At 47.7% G+C, this 23,168-nt stretch carries 20 protein-coding genes and 1 pseudogene; 19 read left to right on the top strand and 2 right to left on the bottom strand.

The window, feature by feature from the left end; all coding sequences use genetic code 11:
• Window positions 1-173 precede the first annotated feature (173 nt).
• The 5 genes from P6910_RS14805 to P6910_RS14785 all read left to right on the top strand — a co-directional run bounded on the left by P6910_RS14805 (window position 174) and on the right by P6910_RS14785 (window position 6,295).
• Window positions 174-2,579 (top strand): FimV/HubP family polar landmark protein, encoded by a 2,406-nt coding sequence (locus P6910_RS14805; protein ID WP_317142053.1) that lies wholly within the window; start codon window positions 174-176, stop codon window positions 2,577-2,579.
• Window positions 2,580-3,085: 506 nt separating this feature from the next.
• Window positions 3,086-3,364: a hypothetical protein gene (locus tag P6910_RS14800; RefSeq protein ID WP_317142052.1), complete on the top strand. Its 279-nt coding sequence runs from the start codon at window positions 3,086-3,088 to the stop codon at window positions 3,362-3,364.
• Window positions 3,328-4,410, top strand: coding sequence for a group II intron reverse transcriptase/maturase (ltrA, locus tag P6910_RS14795; RefSeq protein WP_317142051.1), 1,083 nt, complete (start codon window positions 3,328-3,330; stop codon window positions 4,408-4,410). Before P6910_RS14800 ends, ltrA begins: the two co-directional genes overlap by 37 nt.
• A 578-nt stretch (window positions 4,411-4,988) precedes the next feature.
• On the top strand, window positions 4,989-5,942 hold the full coding sequence (locus P6910_RS14790) for a reverse transcriptase domain-containing protein (RefSeq protein ID WP_317142050.1): 954 nt from the start codon (window positions 4,989-4,991) through the stop codon (window positions 5,940-5,942).
• Window positions 5,943-5,953: 11 nt separating this feature from the next.
• Entirely contained in the window at window positions 5,954-6,295 is a 342-nt protein-coding gene (locus P6910_RS14785; RefSeq protein ID WP_317142049.1) for a group II intron maturase-specific domain-containing protein, read from the top strand.
• Window positions 6,296-6,570: 275 nt separating this feature from the next.
• Here P6910_RS14785 and P6910_RS14780 read toward each other — a convergent pair whose 3' ends face one another.
• The gene (locus tag P6910_RS14780; RefSeq protein ID WP_317142048.1) at window positions 6,571-7,908 is read right to left on the bottom strand and encodes a hypothetical protein; all 1,338 of its coding nucleotides are present in this window, start codon (window positions 7,906-7,908) and stop codon (window positions 6,571-6,573) included.
• Between the two features lie 313 nt (window positions 7,909-8,221).
• On the opposite strand from P6910_RS14780, the gene truA reads away from it, so the two are divergent.
• The 7 genes from truA (at window position 8,222) to accD (ending at window position 15,082) form a co-directional block, all read left to right on the top strand.
• Window positions 8,222-9,025: a tRNA pseudouridine(38-40) synthase TruA gene (gene truA, locus P6910_RS14775; RefSeq protein WP_317142047.1), complete on the top strand. Its 804-nt coding sequence runs from the start codon at window positions 8,222-8,224 to the stop codon at window positions 9,023-9,025.
• 172 nt (window positions 9,026-9,197) lie between these two features.
• Entirely contained in the window at window positions 9,198-10,061 is an 864-nt protein-coding gene (locus P6910_RS14770) for a hypothetical protein (protein WP_317142046.1), read from the top strand.
• Window positions 10,062-10,189: 128 nt separating this feature from the next.
• Window positions 10,190-11,149, top strand: coding sequence for a KTSC domain-containing protein (locus P6910_RS14765; RefSeq protein ID WP_317142045.1), 960 nt, complete (start codon window positions 10,190-10,192; stop codon window positions 11,147-11,149).
• Between the two features lie 266 nt (window positions 11,150-11,415).
• Window positions 11,416-12,030: a phosphoribosylanthranilate isomerase gene (locus P6910_RS14760; protein WP_317142044.1), complete on the top strand. Its 615-nt coding sequence runs from the start codon at window positions 11,416-11,418 to the stop codon at window positions 12,028-12,030.
• Window positions 12,027-13,241 (top strand): tryptophan synthase subunit beta, encoded by a 1,215-nt coding sequence (gene trpB / locus P6910_RS14755; RefSeq protein WP_317142043.1) that lies wholly within the window; start codon window positions 12,027-12,029, stop codon window positions 13,239-13,241. The genes P6910_RS14760 and trpB overlap by 4 nt, the downstream gene beginning before the upstream one ends.
• A 17-nt stretch (window positions 13,242-13,258) precedes the next feature.
• Window positions 13,259-14,062 carry a tryptophan synthase subunit alpha gene (trpA, locus tag P6910_RS14750; RefSeq protein ID WP_410493935.1) on the top strand — a complete coding sequence of 268 codons (804 nt, stop codon included), beginning with the start codon at window positions 13,259-13,261 and terminating at the stop codon, window positions 14,060-14,062.
• Window positions 14,063-14,152: 90 nt separating this feature from the next.
• Entirely contained in the window at window positions 14,153-15,082 is a 930-nt protein-coding gene (gene accD, locus P6910_RS14745; RefSeq protein WP_317142041.1) for an acetyl-CoA carboxylase, carboxyltransferase subunit beta, read from the top strand.
• A gap of 149 nt (window positions 15,083-15,231) precedes the next feature.
• On the opposite strand, the gene P6910_RS14740 is transcribed toward accD, so the two are convergent.
• The gene (locus tag P6910_RS14740) at window positions 15,232-15,483 is read right to left on the bottom strand and encodes a hypothetical protein (protein ID WP_317142040.1); all 252 of its coding nucleotides are present in this window, start codon (window positions 15,481-15,483) and stop codon (window positions 15,232-15,234) included.
• A gap of 116 nt (window positions 15,484-15,599) precedes the next feature.
• Between P6910_RS14740 and folC the strand changes: the two genes are divergently transcribed.
• The 7 genes and pseudogenes from folC (at window position 15,600) to P6910_RS14705 (ending at window position 23,145) form a co-directional block, all read left to right on the top strand.
• A complete protein-coding gene (folC, locus tag P6910_RS14735; RefSeq protein ID WP_317142039.1) occupies window positions 15,600-16,961 on the top strand; it encodes a bifunctional tetrahydrofolate synthase/dihydrofolate synthase in 1,362 nt (453 codons plus the stop codon).
• A 436-nt stretch (window positions 16,962-17,397) separates the two neighbouring features.
• A complete protein-coding gene (locus P6910_RS14730) occupies window positions 17,398-18,534 on the top strand; it encodes an ISAs1 family transposase (protein WP_317142038.1) in 1,137 nt (378 codons plus the stop codon).
• A gap of 11 nt (window positions 18,535-18,545) precedes the next feature.
• A pseudogene (locus P6910_RS14725) lies at window positions 18,546-18,728 on the top strand (ISAs1 family transposase); the annotation flags it as partial.
• Between the two features lie 56 nt (window positions 18,729-18,784).
• Window positions 18,785-20,155: a phosphomannomutase CpsG gene (locus P6910_RS14720; RefSeq protein ID WP_317142037.1), complete on the top strand. Its 1,371-nt coding sequence runs from the start codon at window positions 18,785-18,787 to the stop codon at window positions 20,153-20,155.
• Window positions 20,156-20,579: 424 nt separating this feature from the next.
• Complete coding sequence (gmd, locus tag P6910_RS14715; protein ID WP_317142036.1) at window positions 20,580-21,701, top strand: GDP-mannose 4,6-dehydratase; 1,122 nt, start codon at window positions 20,580-20,582, stop codon at window positions 21,699-21,701.
• A 23-nt stretch (window positions 21,702-21,724) separates the two neighbouring features.
• Complete coding sequence (locus tag P6910_RS14710; protein ID WP_317142035.1) at window positions 21,725-22,687, top strand: GDP-L-fucose synthase; 963 nt, start codon at window positions 21,725-21,727, stop codon at window positions 22,685-22,687.
• A complete protein-coding gene (locus tag P6910_RS14705; RefSeq protein WP_317142034.1) occupies window positions 22,687-23,145 on the top strand; it encodes a GDP-mannose mannosyl hydrolase in 459 nt (152 codons plus the stop codon). Before P6910_RS14710 ends, P6910_RS14705 begins: the two co-directional genes overlap by 1 nt.
• Window positions 23,146-23,168: the final 23 nt, after the last annotated feature.

Raw genomic sequence — 23,168 nt, 5'->3', positions numbered from 1 at the left:
CTGTTTGTTATAAAAAGTGTCGTCAGAGAAAACCTCATGACCTGAAAGGCGGGGGTTGAGAATAGTTGATGACCTGAATTGTTCAGTTTTTAACTCGGTTCTGCTTCTGGCTGTCGATGTAAGGTGTGTTTACGGGCGGGTTTTCTGATTCGTGCAGATAACAAGGACTCATAATGAAACTGCAAAAGCTTGTAGCAGCTATGGTCATATCAGGAGCAATGGGTTCCGGTCTGGCGAACGCACTGGGGTTGGGTGAAGTGCGCTTAAATTCTGCGCTCAATCAACCGCTGGATGCCGAGATTGAATTGCTGCAAGTCAGAGAGTTGACCCGGAACGAGATTCTGCCCAATCTTGCCAGTCGTGCAGATTTTCAGCGGGCGGGGCTCGACAGACCTTTCAGTCTGACTGGCCTGAAGTTTAAAACCATTCTGAGAGAGGACGGTACGGGCTATATTCATGTCACCAGTAGTCAGGTGGTTCGTGAGCCCTTCCTTAATTTCCTGCTGGAAGTGCACTGGCCCAGTGGCCGCTTGCTCCGGGAATACACCATGCTGCTGGATCCGCCTGCCTTCAGTCAGGAAGCAGCGGCTCCGGTAAATCCTGCTTCTACCCAGACGTACAACGGTGGTTTTCCTGAGCCTTCACGTGGTCAAAGTGTGAATCCGTTCGATCAGAGAGGGTACTCTGAGAGTCAATCTTCATCCTATCAGCCGGAAGAATCAGCCAGGCCGATCCAGGCCACTCCGGTCAGGGAAGAGCCTGTCCGCACTGGTGTCGGTAGCTATTCTGGACCAGGCCAGCGAGATACTTATGAAGTGCAGCCTAATGATAGTCTCTGGAATATTGCCAGAAGTGTCAGGCCTGCCAGTGATCTGAGTATTCAGCAGACGATGCTGGCCCTGCAGAAAAAGAATTCTCAAGCCTTTGTTCAAAATAACATCAACCGTCTCAAAAAAGGACAGGTGTTGCGTTTGCCTGACAGAGATGAAATTGAACAAGTGAGCTTTCAGGATGCTGTTGGTGAGGTGGCTCGACAGAACCGTGAGTGGCAGGCTCGTCTCGAGCAGCTGGATGCAACACGTCGCAGCTCAGCCGAATCGGGTGGAAAAGGTGCTGGAAATAATGGGCGTTTGTCGATTGTTGCTACAAATGATAGCTCCGGTACGGGCAGCGATCTGGGAAGAGGGTCTGCAGACGCGGCAACCACGGCGCTTCAGAATGAGTTGGCAATGACTCGTGAGAAGATGGATAACCTGACTCGCGAGAATGAAGAGCTTAAAAGCCGTTTGAAAGATCTCGACGATCAGATCAGTACCTTGAAACGACTGATAGATCTGAAAGATGATCAGATGGCAGCTCTGACACAGCAGCCTGCCGGGACACCGGCGCAAAAAGCGCCGGAAACCAGGCCGGTTCCTGTAGCTGAGCAACCATTACCAGAATCTGAGCCTGGCTTCCTGAGCTTCCTGTTTGGTCATCCTCTTTATTTGGCTCTGTCAGCTCTGCTGCCATTAGGTCTGATTGTGGCCTTGTTAGTTTACCGTCGTCGCAAGGAAGAAGAGGATGAGATCGAAGTTGAGGAAGAGTCCAGTCTGGAGCCGATGTCGCTGATTCCTGATGAACCTCAACAGGATGACCAGGAAAAGCTTGAGCTGGATGAGACACTCGAAATCGATGAAGACATTCTGCTGGAAGATGAAGAGCCAGAAGAGACGACTCAGCAGACCGATGATGCAATCAGTGAGGCCGATATCTATATTGCCTACGGCCGATTCCCGCAAGCTGTTGAGCTGCTGGAAAAAGCCATTGAAAACGAGCCGGATCGTTCGGATCTGAGACTCAAACTGCTGGAAGTTCATTCTGAAAATAATGATCTGGATAACTTTAAGGCAGCTCTGGCAGGTGTTGAGTCGCTGGATGATCAAGATGCCCTGCGTCAGGCTGATGCCTACAAAGCCCGGTTCCCGGCTGAAGCTTTCTCTGGAGATGCTACTCCACAAGCGGCTACTGAAGAGGAAGATGACGATTTTGAGCAATTCGACCTGAATGAAGCGCTTAGCGATGAAAGCGATGTTGATCCTGATGGCGAGCTGGGTGATCTGGAGTTTGATCTTGATGACCTGGAATTCAATGATGAGCCGACTGAGTCGTCTGATGATCTGGACTTCCAGCTGGATGATCTGGAGCCGGAAGAGGGCGAAGATGATACTGATACTTCTGGGTCGCTTGAGGAACTGGAGCTGCCGTCAGAATCGGATGTACCTGTTCAGGAAGAGGTTCCTGCTCCGGTTGATGACCTTGACGATCTGAAGCTTGAATTGGATGAAGGCTATGCCGATGCTGAAGAAGAGTCGCTAAGCTTTGATGATGGTTTGCCTGACTTGGAGTCGGTTCTGGAAGGTGATGATCTGGAGTTCCTTTCTGATGATGATGAAGCCGCAACCAAGTTGGATTTGGCAAGGGCTTACATTGACATGGGTGATACAGAAGGTGCCCGGGACATTCTGCAAGAAGTGCTTGAGTCGGGCTCTGATGAGCAGAAGCGGGAAGCTCAGGCATTGATGGAACAGGCGGTTTAACATTACTGATCTCTACTGAAAAAACCCGAAATGATTCATTTCGGGTTTTTTTATGTGTGCCGAGCATGTCACACAGCTTGGGGGTGAAAGTCCCCTGTCCAGCCAGATGAGGGCGAAGGACTAGTGAAGCACAAGGTTTGTATCGTGAGGTGCAGGCTGAAGGCAGTGTGGAGCAAAACCGCGAGCCGACGAACAGAAATCAGATATGAGGCTGTTTGCGTGAGGACGAGTCAGCGTATGATGACGAAGTCCATACTCATCCGGACATTCAGGCAGTAGATCTGGCGGTTGTGCGGCGAAGGCGGTGTGACTTACCTCGGGAGGTCTGTGTGGTGTCTGATATTTCGGACTGAGGCCATCGTAAGGTGACTTGACCGCCACACAGAAGTCAGCAGATGGCATAGTAGCTGGCGTATGTCAGTGAAGGCTTGAACGGTACAGAGTGGTGAGTAGTTTCTGTTATTCGATACACTGGACGCAGACAAATCCAGAAAACACTGGAACTCATGCCAAGTGGTCACGGCGGAACCGGAGGCTGCAAGGCTATGAGAGCTGAGGTCGTGTCGGTATCACAGGATTACGAAAGCCCGGCGGGTGGTACGAGCCTGATGGAACGTATCGCCAACCCCAATAATTTAACAAGAGCCTTTCAGCGAGTTAAACGCAATAAAGGCGCAGCAGGCATCGACCGTATGACAGTGGAAGGGTTGTACACCCATCTACAAGAACATGGTCATGAACTGCGGCAATGTCTTTGCAGGGAGAATGGCGTCCTGCTCCCGTAAGGCGAGTACTGATTCCCAAACCGGACGGAGGAGAAAGGCAGTTGGGTATACCAATCGCCTTAGACCGAATGGTGCAGCAAGCGATACAGCAAGTATTGCAGGCCGAGTGGGAACTAAGGTTTTCAGCTTTCAGTTACGGGTTCAGGCCGAACCGGTCAGCTCATCAGGCGATTAATCAGGCTCAGTCGTATATCCGAGAAGGATATAACTGGGTTGTGGACATTGACCTGTCGAAATTCTTCGACCGGGTTAACCATGATCGACTGATGGCAAAACTGGCCGTTCACACAGATGACAAGGATGTATTACGTTTAATTCGACGATTCCTACAGTCCGGAGTGATGGAGAACGGGCTGGTAAAACCGCAGACTGAAGGAGTGCCTCAGGGAGGACCGCTCTCACCTGTGTTATCTAACATCGTACTGGATGAACTCGATAAAGAGTTAGAAAAGCGTGATTTACGATTTGTACGTTATGCTGACGACTGTCGGGTGTTTGTGCGAAGCAAGAAAGCAGGCGAGAGAGTGATGGCAAGTTTGACTCGTTACATCGAAAGTAAGCTGAAGCTAAAGGTCAACGTTGCGAAAAGTGCAGTTGACAAGGCATGGAGGCGGGCGTTCCTGGGATACAGCTTTACCAGAGATGGCAGGAAGAAGCTGGCAGATAAAACCTGCAAGCGGTTCAGGGACAAGGTCAAACAACTAACCCGCAAAGGCGGGCGGTCACTGGAGCAGAGATTGGAGTCTCTGAATCGCTATTTACGGGGCTGGAAGAACTACTTTCGAGAAGTTGAAACCCGTTCGGAGTTTGAAAACTTTGACTGCTGGATCAGGCGACGATTGAGAAGTTTGCTCTGGTATCAATGGAAGAAAAGTCCGAAGCGATATGCGGAGCTAAGAAGGCGAGGAGTCAGTGAAGAGCTGACGAGGCAGACAGTAGGATCGAGCAAAGGGTACTGGCGGATAAGCCGGAGTCCTGCGCTACACTTAGCATTGCCGAATAGTTGGTTCGATGAATTAGGTTTGATTAGATTATTGGCTGCTTAACTGACCGAAACGCCCAGTACGGACCCGTATGCTGGGTGTTGTGGGAGTTGCGCCTTGCAAGCGCGTAAAATCTTGTGACCTGAAATGGTCATCGCGGTAAAGCTGTGGTCGGCAGCCGTGTACCGAGTCTTGCGTGGTAGAAGGTAACGACTACTGCGAAGCGTAGACAGGGTGATAACAGGCCGTAACGTCTGCTAAGGGATAATTAGCCCCGAAATTGAACGTGGTTGAAGTGGCTGACCTTCTCTCTCAATGGGGAAAGCGGAAGTCGGGAGCTCCGCTAATGACAAGGCATCCCGACTGCTTCCGGGGTTCGTACCCACGGCATGTTATCGAATGATTTTACGTGAACAAGGGAGATCCTGAACGTTCAGGCGGAGCCTGTAGGGTCCGACGAGCCTGTAAAGCAAGAACGACTTGATGACGTTCAGGAAGTCAGACCAGCTGATAGTACTCCGAGGCGGGGAGAGCCCGTCACATGGGGAAGCGGCTGGCGGTATTTGAGCCTTTCCAGGGAAACATGGGCTCCACATCTGAGGGAGTTACGGTCTTTTACGCAGTGAGAAGGTAAACCAGCCATGGCAACGGGACTGGAGAGGGTAGCAGCGAAAGCCCGGAGTTATCCGAAACTTCGCTTCACAAGTCTGGCACATCATATTACCCCGGCGAGCCTGTGTATGAATCTGAACAAGATTCCACACAACACATCGCCCGGAGTCGATGGGCTGACTGTCGAAGAGACAAAGAAAGACTTTAAGCGGTGGTTGCAACAGACACTGACGTCTATCCATCGGCAAGGCTACAAGGCACCGCCGGTCAAAAGGGCATGGATACCCAAGCCGGGGAAAAAGGAAAAGCGCCCTCTGGGTGTTCCCTGCATCAATGACCGGGCTTTGCAGCGAAGTGTTGCTGATGTGCTGAATGCTATTTATGAGCAGGACTTTTTGCCCTGTTCCATGGGTGGCAGGCCACGACTGGGAGCGCACCATGCCCTGTCCACTTTTAACGAGGTGGTTTCAGGCCGAAAGGTCAGCTGGGTGCTGGAAGCGGACTTGAAGAATTTCTTTGGGAGTCTTGACCATGGATGGCTGCTTCGTTTTGTGGAACACCGGGTCGGTGATCCCAGAATTCTGAACCTTATACGGCGCTGGTTGAAAGCCGGGGTGATGGAGGCCGGGGAGTTGCAAGAGTGTGAAGAAGGTACGCCTCAGGGTGGGCCGATCAGCGTAGTTCTGAGCAACCTGTACCTGCATTATGTGCTTGACCTCTGGTTCGAGTGCAAGGTCAAGCCCCGGCTAAAAGGCGAGGCATGGCTGATCAGGTACATTGATGACTTTGTGGTGTGTTTTCAGTATCGCAGTGATGCGGAGCGGTTCATGAATGTGCTGCCACAGCGACTGGAGAAATTTGCGTTGAAACTGGAGCCGGATAAAACCCGGTTAGTCAGGTTCGGACGTTTTGCCAGTCGTGGGGAAGACGATCGGAGACGGTTTACTTCCTTGGCTTTACGCACTACTGCACAAGGAATCTGAAAGGAAACTTCATGGTGGGAAGGAGAACGGAAAAATCCCGCCTAAGACGCAGCATAGCCAAACTGAAGGAACTGCTGAGACGAATACGCCATGATCCGCTGCACGAACAAGTGACAGCGATCAATCGACGGTTGAGAGGGCATTATGCGTATTACGGTCTGGGAGGAAACTTCCGAAGTATGGAGAAGCTTTACCGGTTTGTTGACCGCTACTGGTACAAGATGCTGTGTAGCCGATGCCGGAAAGGCAAGATTCCATGGGAAAAGTACCATAATCTCAAGCAGCTTCTGCCGTTACAGAAACCGAGGATGATGCTGCCTTTTATGGCAATGAAATCCATGGCTGTGCTGTGAGTCAAATATCGAAGAGCCCGGTGCGGGAAATCCGCACGCCGGGATCTGAGGGGGTTGGAGCTACAATTGGTAGCTCCTTCTACCCGGTGAGCGTAGCTGTGAGGCTACGCCCTATCCCGATTCATTGGAATCGGGATTAAAGCAACAGGTAACGAATGTCTGCCAGAAGTTTAACCAGCATTTCAGAACAGACCTTTTGTTGGGATGAAAAAACTGATGATATCTGAGATGTCTATCCATTCTGGAAGTGTCTTTTAATAGGGTTGGAAGCTGGATCACTCTTTACTTTCTTCTGAAGGATTAAAGTCATTATCATCCTGTTTTGTATCAAGAGGCTGCTTGCCTTTTCGATGCGCTTCAGTTTGATAGGGCAGCGCTTCACAGTTCTCTAAGGTCGTTCCGCATGGCTGCTGTTGATCATCCTCTCCAACCGCTGGCTCGTCACAAGTTTGTGATTCGGTGTGGAATCTTTTTTTGTGACGCTTGAGGGCTGAAGCGCTGACTGAGACCCGATCGCATCGGTGCTCTTTGCCATCCGCTCCGACCACTGTCTCGTTACAATGGTGTTGCTCGAAGAGACTGGATCTTCTTCTATTCAGGCTGCTGACGGTGCTATGTAAGCGCTTGGGTTGCTTCTTTTGGGCTCTTCTCTGTTCACGCGGTTCATTTTCCGGCTTGATAAACGATGATGTAAGGGCGTGTGGCTGAAGATCGTGCAGGGCTTGGATGAGATCATCCATTCGTGCGCATTGCATGCCTTGTTCTGTTGTCCCTGTGGTATGGTTTGTTGGAGTTTCTGCGGCATTCAGCGACCCCTCTTCTGATGACTCGCTACTATCCGATGATTGTCGAAGTTTACAAACGCCATTACAGGTGTCGACGTGACAATTTAAACCTAAAGTATGCTTTTGTTGTCCGGGGCCTTTGTTACCGTCACCGGAGCCAGAACGGTAGGTGAGAGTGGCTTTAAGTAGCCTGGTTGAATGAGAGGCTTGCTGACCGGGTGATGCTGATGGCTGGTTTGGTTCCTGGCTTTTTTGTTGACTTTGTTGTTGACCATGTCCGGGGAGCATCATCGTGGTGATCACAAACGGATCATCCTGACTTGCCTCCAGTTGCCCTATCGGATTGAACAGGGGGGAATCGGTGTTCCAATAGCTTTGCAAAAGCGTGCCGACAGCGACAAACGCTTCTGCAGGTACCCCTGAATAAAGTTTTGTGCGCAGAGTGGCGTCGCTGGTAATCATAACCAGTTTGTAAGCAACCAGAAAATGAGTGGCGTAAATCAACTGCCATGAGATCGAATCAAATAAGGAGGTTTTTACCCCATAGCCAAGTTTGTCTGTTTTGTCTTCAGATGGCAGAATTGCTTCCGCATAGTCGTTTATATCGGTAAGGTATGACGGGGTGCTCAGTAAGGTGTGCGGATCTTGCAGTATGGAAAAGCTGCCTGTTGGAGAGCTTCCATCCTGTTGCAACTCGACAACAAAGCCTCTTTTAAATGATTCGGCCTGGCATAGGGCAGGCAATGTGAGTAACAGCAACACGAGTCCCGCAGAGAGTGGTTTTCTGAAGACTCTGTCATTACATCTATTAGAGAGTAAGTTTTTCAAAAATCTATCCTTACATCTATTTGTGTTTTTGTAGGAGGTAAAGATAGACCAGGAAAGTGATGGATCTGGGAAATAAACGTGTTTTTCATTCGACTACCAAAGATTGCTTCTCTGAGTATAAATACGAGTCGGACCCTATATTTATTCGGCTTGCTGCCCTACCAATTGTTTCTGCCTCCTGATAAATTTCCCTCCTTTTAGCGGCTGTTGTAAAACTCTGGCACCTATGCTCAAAGCTCTCCTGGTCCCAGCGTGGAAATGAGTTATTGGCGTTTTGCAGCAGCCTCTTTAATGGATGGAGTGAGTATTTTTCATGCCGCGATTAGCTGCCAGTGTTCAATACGACGGTTCCCGTTACCATGGTTGGCAGAGTCTGAAGTCAGGGCTTCCCTCGGTTCAGACTGCTGTAGAAAAGGCGTTGTCGAACGTAGCCAATCATCCTGTATCTGTCGTTTGTGCAGGACGGACGGATGCCGGAGTGCATGGTTGCAACCAGATTATTCATTTTGATACTGAGTCTGTTCGTAGTGGTTATGGTTGGACATTTGGAGGGAACTCCAACCTGCCGGATGACATTACCTTCAACTGGGTTCAGCCTGTCAGTGAAGACTTTCATGCCCGCTATTCTGCTCTGTGGCGCAGATATCGCTATGTGATTCTCAATCGACCGGTGAGACCCGCTCACCTGCCCAAAGGTGTCACATTTTACTACCGGCCACTGGATGTAGAGTTGATGAATATTGCCGGGCAGCACCTTGTTGGTGAGCATGATTTTGATTCTTACCGTGCGGTGCAGTGTCAGGCGAAACATGCAGTTCGTGAAATTCAGCATCTGAATGTCTACAGACATGGCGATATGGTGGTGATTGATGTCAGGGCGAATGCTTTTCTTCATCATATGGTAAGAAACATCACGGGTGTTCTTCTGGAAATTGGTGCGGGCAGAAAACCACCAGTCTGGGCAAAAGAAGTGTTGGAGGCCCGAAAACGTTCTGAAGGCGGTACCACAGCCAAGCCCCATGGTCTTTATTTTGTTGATGTGGGTTATCCGGCAGATTACGAACTGCCAAAAAGTGAACCAAATCCTTTCTTTGTAGCCTCGACGCTGCCTTGGTGATCTGAAGGTACTTGACAAACTGGTTGGTAAGAGGTCTTTTTATTGAATAAAGCATTTGTCTTTATCGATTGATGTTTTTGTAGCTAAGGAAATAGGCAATCAGGGATGGGATATGAGAAAACGACATCGGTCTACAGCAGGCTTTATCGTCTACGTCTTAGTTTCATTGGTCTTGAGTGGAATAGCACGGGCCGGATCACTGGAATCAGCTGCTCAGGAGGAGGGAATCTGTCTTCAGGAGGGTTCGAAGGAGCGAGACCAATGGAGTCAAAATATTAAAAAGAAGTTTAACTGGCTACCTCACTTTAGCAGTGGAAGGATGGTCTATTCCCGTTCTTGTGATCAGAGCAGACTGCAGGACTGGGAGGTGGATGAAGATGAGGTGGTTTCTCTTGAAGGCAGAACCCTGAACGTTTTTCGATGGCGCAAGCAGTTCTATCCGGTAGCCTCTGAGCGCAAATTCGGTGTCCTTTATCCGGTTCAGTACCTGCAACAACGTTTGAGTTTTGAGTTCAGAAACAGTCGCTACTGTCTGGTATTGAACAAAAACAAGCGCTTTGAAAGTCTCTCCTGGGAGCAATGTCTGCAATCGGTCGAAACCCGCTGGTTATTTGATCTGCCACCCGATCCTGGTGAGGATGGCTTGATAGGTTTAGCAGGAATTGACAGTAATCAAGATGGTGTTCGTGACGATATTGAGCGGTTTATTGAGAGAACTCTGACTGATTCTGAACAAGAAAAGAAAGCAGCCAGGCAGTTGGCGGAAGTGAGTCAGAAGAAACTTGAAAATGCCTATGACAGGGAAAAAATTATTGAATTGGATGATGAGTCAGGTTCGGCAGTGCTTTGTCTATTGCATATAATGGGCCGGGATGCCACCGCATTTCGCCATAAAATGAAGGCGAAAATATATAACACGTCAGAGCGTATAGAGGCATGGAATAAAATGAATAGCCATCTAAGTGGACTGCCCTACACATTACCGGAAGATTTTGCGAGTCAATGTGATTTTGCAGTGAATGGTTCAACCGAATAGTTCTGGATGAGTCACTGTCTCAACTTCTTTCAGGGATGATTATGAAGAAAGTAATGCTCTTGTTTATTGTGTGCTTCAGCTTGAATTTATGGGCTGCAGAGTGTCCTGTTTCAAGACCTGATTTAACAATGGCTTATGGTAATGGGATGTTTAACGACCGGGAGGATGCCGTTGAGTCTCAGGGTAGGCTGAAGGTGATGATGGCAAGCCAGCTTCCCGGTTACCGGGTCAGCTACAGGCTTTCTTATAACTACAACGAAAATCCTGTTGATCAAATACTCGAAGTGGCGCGACAAAAACTGCTGCAAGATTACAGTAATATTTTACTGTGGCTTGCAGGAGTGGAGTCGGCACCTAATTGGTTCCGGGAAGGATTGGAGCTGATAGTGGTCAGCTATGATGCATTCAGTTATGTTTTCGATAGCGACCTTCGCAGGCATATTAGTCAATACACGCAAGACATCAGCCAATGCCGAAAGGTTTTGCTGGTGGCTCATTCTCAGGGGAACTTTTATGGTAATGAGTCCTGGCGTTCGGTTTATCAGACTTTCACCGCTGGCATCGCCTGGGATGAGTTGAAGTTAATGGGGATGGTGTCAGTGGCCACTCCGGCCAGTCAGGTAGGTTACCCGTTGAGTTATCCCGTTGATCAACAGAGTGTGACCCGATACCTGACGCTTTCTGATGATCTGGTGATTAATTTCTTGAGAAGTGCTGCCTTCGGACCTCTGCCCGCCAATGTAACAAACAGTACTGTGAGCGACGACTGGAAAAATCATAGTTTTGGGATGAGTTATGTTTTGGGCGATCCCAGCGGCCAGATGTTGAGGGAGCAGATCAGAAGTGTTGCCTATAGTCTGGAAACCTTACCTTTTGATCGGCAGCCAGTAGATTCAACTGCGCTGGCGTCTGCGGGCTATGATCCAACGGCCCGGATACTGGAAATCCAGTTTGTGGGTAGTGACAGTCTCTATCGATATTATGATGTGCCTGAGAGTGTCTATCAGGATTTGCTGTCGGCCGAATCTGTGGGTCGCTATTACAATCTGGCCATCAGAGGGCAGTACCCTTCCAGGCGTTTGAATTGAAATGAGTTTTACTCTTGATTTGGCTCTTGTCTCTTCACCATGAGACAAGGGTCGGCTATTTCTGCTAACATCCACGTTCTGCTTTCTGATCCTGTTTTATTTCCTTCTCCTTGAGGAGGGGTACGGAAGCATCCTGTTCAATGACTCCCATCGCTCACTCATCAAAGAAGCCGTATTTAACCGGTTTATCTGATGACCGGGAGAGTTCACTGTTATCGAATGCCTTAGGCGTTCCTTATTAGCCATAGGCACATACAGGAGAGGTATTGTTGAAGACTCGGATCAAGGTCTGTGGGGTCACCTCTGTAGAAGAAGCGCTTGCAGCGGTTAATGCGGGTGCCGATGCATTGGGTTTGGTGTTTTATGCGCCCAGCAAGCGGTTTGTGTCCGTTAGTAAGGCTCGAGAAATTGCCGCTGCGGTCCCGCCCTTTATCACTCTGGTAGGTTTGTTTGTTGACGCTGAGGAAGCGGTTATCCGGGGTGTTCTGGATCAGGTCCCTCTGGATCTGTTGCAGTTTCATGGCAATGAGACCGATCAGGAGTGTGAGCGATGGCGAAGAAGATATATCAAGGCACTCAGAGTACGTCTCGGGACGTCTGTTGAGGAAAGTGCTGCCGCTTATCCCGGTGCCTGTGGTCTGCTTCTGGATTCTTATCGTAAAGGTATACCCGGTGGAACCGGTGAGGCCTTTGACTGGCAGTTGATACCCGACAGTCTGGATAAGCCTGTTATTCTGGCGGGTGGCCTGAATCCTGAGAATGTTTCGCAAGCCATAGAACAGGTTGCGCCCTTTGCTGTCGATGTCAGCAGTGGTGTAGAGAATGACAGGGGTAAAGACCCCGAAAAGATGAAAGCCTTTGTCGAGGCGGTAAAACAATGACTGTAGATTATAAAAAGTTGCACGAACTGCCGGATGAATCCGGCCATTTTGGTCGTTTTGGTGGACGTTATGTGGCTGAAACGCTTATGTGTGTCCTTGAAGAGCTGGAGTCGACCTACAAGAAGCTTTGGAATGATCCGGAATTTCAGGCTGACTTTGACCGTGATCTGGCTCATTACGTAGGCAGGCCTTCACCGCTTTATCATGCTGAGCGCTGGTCTGAAAGTCTGGGTGGTGCGCAAATCTACCTGAAGCGCGAAGATCTGAATCATACCGGTGCCCACAAAATCAATCATGCCATTGGTCAGGCTCTGCTGGCCAAACACATGGGTAAAAAGCGGATTATTGCCGAAACCGGTGCCGGTCAGCACGGTGTGGCTACCGCTACTGTTGCTGCCAGACTGGGTCTGGAGTGCATCGTTTACATGGGCGCTAAAGACGTAAAACGACAAGCGCTGAATGTTTACCGAATGAAGCTGCTTGGGGCCACTGTGGTACCGGTGGAGAGTGGCTCTCAAACACTGAAAGATGCCATCAACGAAGCACTGCGTGACTGGGTAACCCGTCCGGAAGAAACCTTCTATATTCTGGGAACGGTTTGTGGCCCTCATCCGTATCCGGAAATGGTGCGTAATTTTCAGAGTGTTATTGGTCGTGAGGCTCGCAGGCAATGTTTGGAAATGACTCAGCGTCTGCCTGATGCGCTGGTGGCCTGTGTGGGGGGGGGCTCTAATGCTATGGGATTGTTCTATGAATTCCTGCAGGATGAAGACGTCAAAATCTACGGTGTTGAAGCCGGTGGTCACGGTGTCGAGTCCGGAGAGCATGCCGCAAGAATGTCTGGTGAAAGACAGGGCGTTTTCCAGGGGCAGCGCAGTTTCCTGATGTGTGACGACGATGGTCAGATAACTGAAAGCTATTCTGTATCGGCTGGACTGGATTATCCGGGAGTAGGGCCAGAGCATAGCCATCTCAGAACCGTGGGTCGTGCAGAGTACCCTTGCGTGACAGATGATGAGGCCCTGGCGGCATTCAGAAGCCTGACACGAATGGAAGGTATTATGCCGGCGCTTGAGAGTTCTCATGCCCTGGCTTTTGTTGAGCAGCTGGCTCCAACCATGGAAAAGGATCAGATTATTCTTGTCAATCTGTCTGGTCGGGGTGACAAGGATATTCACACCGTGGCCGAGATTGATGGACTTTCGTTCTAAGCATTCGAGGAGAAAACATTATGAGAATTAAAAGATGCTTTGAGCGACTGTCTTCAGAAGGTCAGAAGGCTCTGATGCCATACATAACGGCGGGTGATCCGGCCAGCAAGACCGTAGACATTATGCACAAGATGGTAGCCAGTGGTGCTAACCTGATTGAGCTGGGGTTTCCGTTCTCTGACCCCATGGCTGACGGGCCGGTGATTGCAGAGGCTCACGAGCGGGCATTATCACAAGGTGTTACATTGAATGACGTTTTTTCAATGGTAACTCGCTTCAGGGAAAACGATAATAATACACCGATTGTCCTGATGGGCTACCTGAACCCGGTAGAGATTATGGGTTATGAGGCGTTTGCAACCCGGGCAGCTGAAGCCGGTGTAGACGGTGTACTGATTGTTGATCTGCCTGCGGAATTTGCCGGTGATCTGGTTGAGTATTTAAAGCCCAGACAGATTGATATGATCAACCTGATTACGCCGACTACCACCGATGAGCGCATTCAGAAGATCTGTTCTGTTGCCTCAGGATTCGTATATTACGTTTCGGTAATGGGAGTCACAGGCTCGAACAAGCTGGATCTGGACAGTGTTCAGTCCAGAGTCACTCACATCAAAGGGTTTACCGATCTGCCTGTAGGAGTAGGATTTGGTATTCGCGATGGTGAGTCTGCCGCTGCCATTTCTTCGGTTGCGGATGGTGTGGTAGTAGGGTCCCTGCTGGTATCTGAGCTGGCTAATTATGAAAGCCAGGGGGAAGGTGCTATCGACCGGGTTTCTGACCATGTGAAGGCCATGCGTCAGGCAATGGATAAAGGTTAACCCAATGAATTAAGGCGATAGAAAATGGGGAGTGCTCTGAACATCCAGGTGCTCCCTGTTTTCAGTCTTGCTAACAGACAGGAAGCGTGAATGAGTAACTGGCTAGTCGACAAACTGATACCTTCGCTGTCACGTTCTGCGAGTCAACAGAAGAGCAGCAATGTGCCAGAAGGATTGTGGCGCAAGTGTGTTAAGTGTGAGTCGGTATTGTATCGTCCAGAGCTTGAGAAAAATTTGTACGTTTGTCCAAAATGTAATCATCACATGCGTATCGGTGCCCGAAAACGTCTGCAGTATTTTCTGGATAAAAACAGCACTGAAGAGCTGTTCTCTGAGATAGAGCCTGTCGATAAGCTCAAGTTCCGGGATTCAAAGAAATACAAGGATCGCCTGTCATCGGCCCAAAAGCAGACCGGTGAAAAAGATGCTCTGGTGGCCATGAAGGGCCAGCTTGATGGTCTGCCTGTGGTCGCTGTGGCTTTCGAATTCAGCTTTATGGGTGGATCAATGGGTTCTGTTGTTGGCGAGAAGTTTGCCCGTGCGGCAGAGCTTAGCCTGGAGCTCAAGATTCCTTTTGTCTGTTTTTCTGCCAGTGGCGGTGCTCGTATGCAGGAAGCCTTGTTCTCCCTGATGCAGATGGCTAAAACCAGTGCGGCACTGGAGCGTATGAAACAGCAGGCGGTACCTTATTTCTCGGTGCTGACAGATCCCGTTTATGGCGGTGTGTCTGCCTCTCTGGCTATGTTGGGTGATGTGAATATTGCCGAGCCTGGAGCATTAATAGGTTTTGCCGGTCCACGGGTGATCGAACAGACCGTTCGTGAAAAGTTGCCGGAAGGCTTCCAGCGCAGCGAGTTTCTGCTGGAGCATGGTGCCATCGATATGATTGTTGATCGAGGCGAAATGCGTTCGACGGTTGCAAGACTGTGCAGAAAAATGCAGGGCATGGCCCCTGCGCCTGCTGAGCCGGATTCGGAATTTAGTGAGGTTGAGGAAGAGGTGATTTCAGCGACTGGGTGATGGTTGAAGAGTTAACCCGGAAAATTCAAACTGTATTTTTTCTATTTTGATACTGCTCGACAGAGGGATACGGGTTTCCGGGTTAAGTCGATCAAAGTGTTTGATATGGCTGTGGAAGTCTTCCTCTGCTCGTTTTGATTTTCTTGATTTTATGACTGTTTGGAGAGGATTTCTTTGGCTTCTGTCAAAAAATCATCCAGTGGCCTGGTAGAAACTTTGCCAGAATCAATGTCCTCCAGTGTCTTTTCTACCTCTACTATTTGCCACGCTGTCTTCTCAATCAAGTCATTAACTGCTCCACGGATCAGATAGGAGATACACTGATCTCTTAATCGAGCCAGCTCATGAAACTTATCAGAGGTTTCATGATCAAACTTTAAACCGCACATAAGCTGGGCCATCTAAAGTATTGGATCATAGCTCAGGGCTTCCCCATTTGAGAAATGAATGTTCATTCTAGTTAAAATTCATCAAAGATCACCTGTTCAAAACCAGACGTGGAATGATTTAAGCAAATATGCAACCATTCGTCCTTCATGATGTACTTCCAAGGAATCCCTGCATGACATACCAGCAAAACAGTCAGCCTCCGTTCGAGCAGCTGTCTGATTGGCTTGACTGGTTGGAAAACACCCGGCCTGAACACGAAATGGAACTTGGCTTGGACAGAATTAGAAAGGTGGCCGAGAGGCTGGTTCTTATCAAGCCAGCGCCTTTCGTTATCACGGTAGGTGGTACCAATGGCAAGGGCTCGACTGTCGCTATTCTTGAGTCTATTCTCCTTGCGGCTGGTTATAAAGTGGGCGTCTACACCTCCCCGCATTTACACAGATTCAATGAGCGAATTAAAGTCAATCGTGCTGAAGCGAGTGATGAAAGCCTCTGTGATTCTTTTCAAAAAGTAAATGACGGGCTAGGCGGTGACTGGCTTTCCTATTTTGAGTTTGCAGTCCTGTTGGCCGTAGATGTGTTCCGGAAAGAAAAAGTAGATATCGCGCTCATGGAGGTTGGCCTCGGTGGTCGTCTGGATGCCACGAATGTGATTGAGCCCGATGTTTCAGTTATTACTACAGTAGGCTTGGATCATCAGGACTGGTTGGGTTACAGTATCGAAGCCATAGCAAAAGAAAAAGCAGGTATTTTTCGCTCCGAAAAACCAGCAATATTTGGTGGTGTTGAGACACCGGACAGTATTGTCGATCAAGCTGTCAGACTGAAGTCGGCTCTGTATAGAAGAAATAAAGAGTTCGAGCTAAAAGAAAAAGGTAAAACATGGAGTTGGAAGGGTTTGAACAAAACGGGTGATTGTATTGAGTATGTCGACCTCCCTGTACCTGCGTTAGTCATTGATAACGCTGCTACTGCTCTGCAAGCAATTCAGTTTTTACCTGAAGTGGTAAGCCGTGGTGCCATCGTAGAAGGTTTAAAAGCATCGCGCCTTCCTGGTCGCTATGAAAAAGTCGTTGAGACCAACAAAAGCGGGGAGAAAATTCAGGTTGTTCTTGATGTTGCTCATAACCCCCAGGCAGCAGCTAAGCTGGTAGAGCGTCTGAAATCAGACCCTGTATCAGGAAAAACTCGTGCACTGATGGCCATCTATAAAGATAAGGATTATCACGGGGTTATCGAGACTCTGTCTGAAGTTGTTGATGAGTGGGTTGTTACTGATATTGACTCGCCTAGAGCGCTTGATAAGGCTGATCTGAGTGAAGCAGTGGCTAGATATTCTGGTTTGCCTGTGATGACTGAAAATTTGGAGCTTGGATTTCAACAATTAAAAGAAGTTTCAACTAGCAGGGATAGGGTTCTCGTTGTGGGGTCGTTTTTGACGGTTGGTGCTGTTATGGGTGGTGGCAGTGAAGCCTTGCCTTTGAAATAAGAATTTTGATATGAGTATTACGTACACTTTAGTATCTTTATGAAATTATTCGTATTTTGACGTGTAATTTCGGTGATTGGTACTTGTCAGTGTATGTATAAATGGTACTCTTGTTTTAATTTTTCATGATATATGGAGAAGTCTCTTAACTCTCAGTTGCTTCGCTTTGGAGAGTCTGTAGTTGGTTGTGTAGTCAATAAAAATTAGACGGTTTTTAAGCTGCTTTTCAGAGGGAGGTGTTATCTGGAGGGCGGTAGCGTTTCTAAAAACAATGATTGAGAGAGCACGGTGCGATTGACTGAGTCATAGCAGCAAGCCATTGTGACAGCAGGGAAAAATCATGAAAACCCCTGAAATTATTGACCCGTAGCTTATATTTATTTTCTTTTTAATACGTCTATGGTCTTATACCTGTACATCAGGATAAGGCCTCAGCATGAATGCTCACGATTTGATTTCACAACTCTCTATCATCAGTGACCCACGCCAAGCTTGGAAAGTCGGTCACAAGCTAACAGACATCCTTTTTCTGACCATCTGTGCTGTCATTGCTGGCGCAGAAGGCTGGGGTGAAATCGAAGACTTTGGTCATGAACGGCTGGACTGGCTTAAGCAGTACGGTGACTTTGAAGAAGGCGTTCCTTCTAATGACACCATAGCGCGAGTCGTGAGTACCATCAGCCCAAAGCGATTCCAGAAGTGCTTTATTGACTGGATGAATGCCTGTCATGACGTCACTCAAGGAGACGTTATAGCCATCGACGGCAAGACGCTCAGACGTTCTTACGATAAAAGTAAAAAACGCGGTGCGATTCATAGGGTTAGTGCTTTCTCTGCGGCCAATAACGTGGTGCTGGGGCAGCTTAAAACAGAAGAGAAATCTAATGAAATAACCGCCATCCCCGAACTCCTGAAGCTCTTGGAAATAAAGGGCTGTCTGGTGACACTCGATGCCATGGGATGTCAGCGAGATATAGCCCGGGCCATAGTCGAAAAGGAGGCTGACTATCTGCTGGCGGTCAAGGGCAATCAGGGCAAGCTTGAAAAGGCCTTCGATCATCACTTCTCTTTGGAGAAGCTGAACCAATGGCAAGGTGATAGCTATATGACCCGAGAAACAGGCCATGGCCGCACAGAAAGCCGGATGTATTTTGTCAGTGATATCTTCGATGAGTTTGTGAATTTTTCCTTCGACTGGCCGGGTTTAAAAACCCTGGGAACAGTACTGTCATCGAGAGAAATTGAGGGTGAGCTGGTGAGCTTGGATGATGTCTACATTCGCTACTACATCAGCTCTGCAGAGCTAACGGCTGAGCAATTGGGTAAGGCCAGCCGGGAGCATTGGCACATAGAGAATAAGCTTCACTGGAAACTCGATGTTGCGATGAGAGAAGACGAGTGTCGCATTCGAAGAAATGACGGAGCAGAAATTTTAGCAGGCTTTAGACATATTGCAGTCAATCTGCTGAACAACACGAAAACCTTCAAAGCAGGCCTGAAGAGAAAACAAAAGAAAGCCGCTATGAGTACACGCTATCTGGCTGAAGTCCTTGCTGGGCAGGCACTTTCATGATTTTTCCGTGAGAAGACGAGTGTCGCATTCGAAGAAATGACGGAGCAGAAATTTTAGCAGGCTTTAGGCATATTGCAGTCAATCTGCTGAACAACACGAAAACCTTCAAAGCAGGCCTGAAGAGAAAACAAAAGAAAGCCGCTATGAGTACACGCTATCTGGCTGAAGTCCTTGCTGGGCAGGCACTTTCATGATTTTGCCGTGGGGTTTCATGATTTTTCCGTGGGTTTAATAAGGGTCTAGCTAAGAGATGGACGAATTAACCTGTTTTAAAGCATACGATATTCGCGGACAATTAGGCTCCGAATTAAATAATGAAGTTGCCTATCGAATTGGCAGGGCATTTGGTGAATATTTAAATGCTAAAAAAGTTGCTTTAGGTGGAGATGCTAGAGAAACAAGTGAAGAGTTAAAGGTCGCTCTAGCCCGAGGCTTGCAGGATGCAGGTTCTGATGTACTAGATCTTGGGCTAACCGGAACAGAAGAAGTCTATTTTGCCGCACAATATCTTGATATCGATGGTGCGATTGAAGTCACTGCAAGCCATAATCCAATTGATTACAATGGTATGAAGCTTGTTCGTGAACACGCTAAGCCGATAAGCGGAGATACTGGATTATTTGAGATTAAAAAACTTGTTGAGACTGGGAACTGGAAGTTTGAAAATAGAAGCCAGATAGGAACTTTTACGAAAGTATCGATACTCGATGCTTATATTGAGAAGATTCTCAGTTTTATTAATCTTAACAACCTGTCACTCCTCAAACTTGTAATTAACAGTGGCAATGGAGCTGCGGGTCATGTCATTGATGCAATTGAAAGCAAGTTTATTTCAGCCAATATACCAGTAGAACTAATCAAAGTTCACAATGAACCAGATAGTACATTCCCTAATGGCATAGCCAACCCCCTGCTACCAGAGTGTCGACAAGATACCATAGATGCAGTAAAGGCCCATGATGCAGATATGGGCATCGCTTTCGATGGTGACTTTGATCGTTGCTTTTTCTTTGATGAGAATGGCAAGTTCATAGAGGGTTACTATATAGTAGGTCTCTTGGCAGAAGCTTTTCTTGATCAAGAGAAAGGTGCAAAAATCATTCACGATCCAAGACTGATTTGGAATACGCTTGAAGTTGTCAAAAATTTAGGTGGTACTCCTATAGTGAGCAAAACGGGTCATGCATTCATTAAAGAAAGAATGCGATCTGAAGATGCTATTTACGGTGGAGAAATGAGTGCTCATCACTACTTCCGTGACTTTGCCTACTGCGATAGTGGTATGATTCCCTGGCTCCTGGTGGCTGAACTTATGTGTCGCAAAAAAATGAAGCTTTCTGAGATGGTGAAAGAAAGAATCGCAGCTTATCCATCTTCAGGCGAAATTAACAGCAAATTAGAAAACCCAAATAGTGCAATTAAAAAAGTACTCAGTGCCTATCAACAAGATGCTCTTTCGATAGGCCATACAGATGGTGTTAGTCTTGAATTTCAAGACTGGCGTTTCAATCTTCGTTGTTCTAATACTGAGCCAGTAGTGCGATTAAATGTTGAAAGTAAAAAAGATGAAGTGTTGATGAGTGAAAAAACAAAAGATATTCTTGGATTGCTCCGCAGTTAATTTCGAATGTCCTGAATCTAAATAGAAAGAATTTAAAAGTACTCAAAACTTTAAGAACCTGACAAAAGGCATTAAATGCAGGGGGGATAATAAAACCCTGCATTTTTTTAGAAATAAAAGTGCTGGTGTTCACTAAGCTCAAAGCTCATTACTAGCAAAGAGAAAAATGCCTGATGCTTTTGAAGTCTTAATTGGTCTGGTTTTGAATTAAATTGCATGCTTTATAACCATTAAGTCGCAGGGCATATATGCTGCTGTAACCTAGTGATAGCAGAGAATTTCAAGATTTTTCCCTGGGTATGATGGTGATTAATTGGTAGCAATTTCTACACTCTATTTGTCTGAAGTACTCGCATGGTGAGGGGTTTCATGATTTTCCCTGGAATTTTCCGCTTTTTATTTTCATCTCCGAAAGGATAAATTTATGTCCAAGAAAGTTGCCCTTATCACAGGTGTAACAGGGCAAGATGGCTCTTACCTTGCTGAGTTTTTACTTGACAAAGGTTATGATGTGCATGGAATCAAACGCCGCGCATCTTCATTTAACTCCGAGCGTATCGACCATATCTATCAAGATCCGCACAGAGAAAATCAAAGTTTTAAATTACATTATGGTGATCTGAGCGACAGCTCCAATCTGACGCGCATCATTAGCGAAGTAGAACCCGATGAAGTCTATAACTTAGCAGCCCAGTCCCATGTTGCTGTCTCATTTGAGTCTCCAGAATACACCGCCGATGTAGATGCACTGGGTACCCTTAGATTGCTTGAAGCAATTCGTTTTCTCGGGCTGGAAAAAAAGACTCGATTTTATCAAGCGTCGACCTCTGAGCTATATGGTCTTGTACAAGAGACTCCCCAAAAGGAAACAACGCCGTTTTACCCGCGCTCTCCCTACGCGGTTGCCAAACTTTATGCCTACTGGATTAGTGTGAACTACAGAGAATCCTATGGCATGTATGCCTGTAACGGGATTCTGTTTAATCACGAGTCCCCGAGACGGGGAGAAACCTTTGTTACCCGCAAAATAACCCGGGGACTATGCAACATTGTCCAGGGCCTTGAAGAGTGCCTCTACCTGGGCAATATGGATGCACTGCGGGATTGGGGGCACGCTCGTGATTATGTCGAGATGCAGTGGCTGATGTTACAGCAAGAAAAACCGGAAGATTTTGTAATAGCCACCGGAGTTCAATACTCAGTAAGAGAATTTGTTGAGTTTACCGCAACCGTTCTGGGCATAACGTTAACCTGGAAAGGTCAAGGTACAGAAGAGTGTGGATACGTCAAAGAAATAAACGGCGAAAATGCACCAGCCTTAAAAGTCGGACAGAAAATTGTTGCTGTCGACCCCCGTTATTTCAGGCCTGCTGAAGTCGAGACCCTTTTAGGTGATCCAACCAATGCCAAATTAAAATTAGGCTGGGAGCCAACAACCTCACTTGAGGATATGGTAACCGAGATGGTCACTCACGACCTTGCTAAGGCCAAGCAGCATGCACTTCTCAAATCTCACGGATACGATATAAAAGTATCACGGGAATAATTGACGGTTGTTAACAAGATTATATGAAGAAAGTCTATATAGCAGGCCACCGTGGGATGGTGGGATCCGCTATTGTACGCAAACTGGAAGCCATTGGTGGTTTTGACATTGTCAGCCGTGAGCGGGAGTTGCTGGACCTAACAAGTCAGGCAGAGGTTCAGGATTTTTTCCAGTCTGAAAAAATTGAACAGGTCTACCTGGCCGCAGCGAAAGTTGGCGGCATTCACGCCAATAATACCTATCCGGCTGAGTTTATTTATGAAAACCTCATGATGGAGTGCAATATTATCCATCAGGCTTATGCTGCTGGTGTCAAGCAATTGCTGTTTCTCGGGTCCAGCTGTATTTATCCGAAGCTGGCACAGCAGCCTATGGTAGAAACTGTGCTGCTAAACGGGCATCTGGAAGCCACCAATGAGCCTTATGCCATCGCTAAAATTGCCGGCATCAAATTGTGTGAATCATACAATCGCCAATACGGTGTGGATTACCGCTCGGTAATGCCTACCAACCTTTACGGTGAGAATGATAATTTCCATCCGGAAAACAGCCATGTGATCCCGGCCATGATGCGTCGCTTTCATGAGGCGAAACTACGGGACGACAAAGAAGTAGTGGTCTGGGGAACCGGCACCCCCATGCGAGAGTTTCTACATGTGGATGATATGGCGGCGGCCTGTATTCATGTCATGGAACTGGATAAGACCATCTACAGCGAACACACCCAACCGATGATGTCCCATATCAATGTGGGTAGCGGTGTAGATTGCACCATTCGTCAACTGGCCGAAACTATGAAGGTGGTAGTAGGGTTTGAAGGGGAAATTTTGTTTGATACTTCCAAGCCCGATGGTACTCCCCGCAAGCTGATGGATGTTTCCCGGCTGGAGCGGCTGGGATGGAAGGCTTCAGTTTCCTTACAGGATGGACTGGAGATGACTTACCATTGGTTTCTGGAACATGCTGCCGAGTTACGCTCGGTTTGATGTCGTTTAAGATGCTTGAAGTTGAAATCTTTAAAACTATTGTTGCCTCAACGCCGCTTGTGGCTATTGATTTAGTTGTTCGCAATAGTCAAGAGCAGGTATTGTTGGGGTTGCGGAATAACCGCCCAGGCCAAGGGTATTGGTTTGTACCCGGTGGTCGCATTCAGAAAGAGGAACGGTTTGAAAATGCTTTTGATCGTCTGGTTAAAATGGAGCTGAGATGTGACGCATGGTTTGAGCAAGCGCGGTTCTTACGGTCTTATCAACATTTATATCCTGATAACTTTTCCGGCGAGAATTTTAGTACTCATTACGTGGTGCTGGGTTATGAGCTGAAACTGGATATTAATCTCAATAATCTGTCTGCTGATCAGCATCAGGATTATCGCTGGTTTACCGTTAATGAGCTGTTGGCTTCTGAGCAAGTTCATCAACATACCAAAGATTATTTTCTATAAGTTGTGAGTGATGTGTTTTGAGG

This window comes from Endozoicomonas sp. 8E (assembly GCF_032883915.1).
GTDB lineage: Bacteria > Pseudomonadota > Gammaproteobacteria > Pseudomonadales > Endozoicomonadaceae > Endozoicomonas_A.
This window is presented reverse-complemented; position numbering and strand designations above follow the sequence as displayed.

Excerpts from the sequence above, each read along its gene's own strand:
- folC (WP_317142039.1), top strand. The coding sequence starts at position 15,600 with ATGCAACCATTCGTCCTTCATGATGTACTTCCAAGGAATCCCTGCATG.
- P6910_RS14790 (WP_317142050.1), top strand. The coding sequence starts at position 4,989 with ATGGCAACGGGACTGGAGAGGGTAGCAGCGAAAGCCCGGAGTTATCCG.
- accD (WP_317142041.1), top strand. The coding sequence starts at position 14,153 with ATGAGTAACTGGCTAGTCGACAAACTGATACCTTCGCTGTCACGTTCT.
- P6910_RS14800 (WP_317142052.1), top strand. The coding sequence starts at position 3,086 with ATGCCAAGTGGTCACGGCGGAACCGGAGGCTGCAAGGCTATGAGAGCT.
- ltrA (WP_317142051.1), top strand. The coding sequence starts at position 3,328 with ATGTCTTTGCAGGGAGAATGGCGTCCTGCTCCCGTAAGGCGAGTACTG.
- P6910_RS14710 (WP_317142035.1), top strand. The coding sequence starts at position 21,725 with ATGAAGAAAGTCTATATAGCAGGCCACCGTGGGATGGTGGGATCCGCT.
- P6910_RS14705 (WP_317142034.1), top strand. The coding sequence starts at position 22,687 with ATGTCGTTTAAGATGCTTGAAGTTGAAATCTTTAAAACTATTGTTGCC.
- P6910_RS14765 (WP_317142045.1), top strand. The coding sequence starts at position 10,190 with ATGGCTTATGGTAATGGGATGTTTAACGACCGGGAGGATGCCGTTGAG.
- trpB (WP_317142043.1), top strand. The coding sequence starts at position 12,027 with ATGACTGTAGATTATAAAAAGTTGCACGAACTGCCGGATGAATCCGGC.
- P6910_RS14740 (WP_317142040.1), bottom strand. The coding sequence starts at position 15,483 with ATGGCCCAGCTTATGTGCGGTTTAAAGTTTGATCATGAAACCTCTGAT.
- P6910_RS14720 (WP_317142037.1), top strand. The coding sequence starts at position 18,785 with ATGGACGAATTAACCTGTTTTAAAGCATACGATATTCGCGGACAATTA.
- P6910_RS14730 (WP_317142038.1), top strand. The coding sequence starts at position 17,398 with ATGAATGCTCACGATTTGATTTCACAACTCTCTATCATCAGTGACCCA.
- P6910_RS14805 (WP_317142053.1), top strand. The coding sequence starts at position 174 with ATGAAACTGCAAAAGCTTGTAGCAGCTATGGTCATATCAGGAGCAATG.
- P6910_RS14785 (WP_317142049.1), top strand. The coding sequence starts at position 5,954 with ATGGTGGGAAGGAGAACGGAAAAATCCCGCCTAAGACGCAGCATAGCC.
- truA (WP_317142047.1), top strand. The coding sequence starts at position 8,222 with ATGCCGCGATTAGCTGCCAGTGTTCAATACGACGGTTCCCGTTACCAT.
- gmd (WP_317142036.1), top strand. The coding sequence starts at position 20,580 with ATGTCCAAGAAAGTTGCCCTTATCACAGGTGTAACAGGGCAAGATGGC.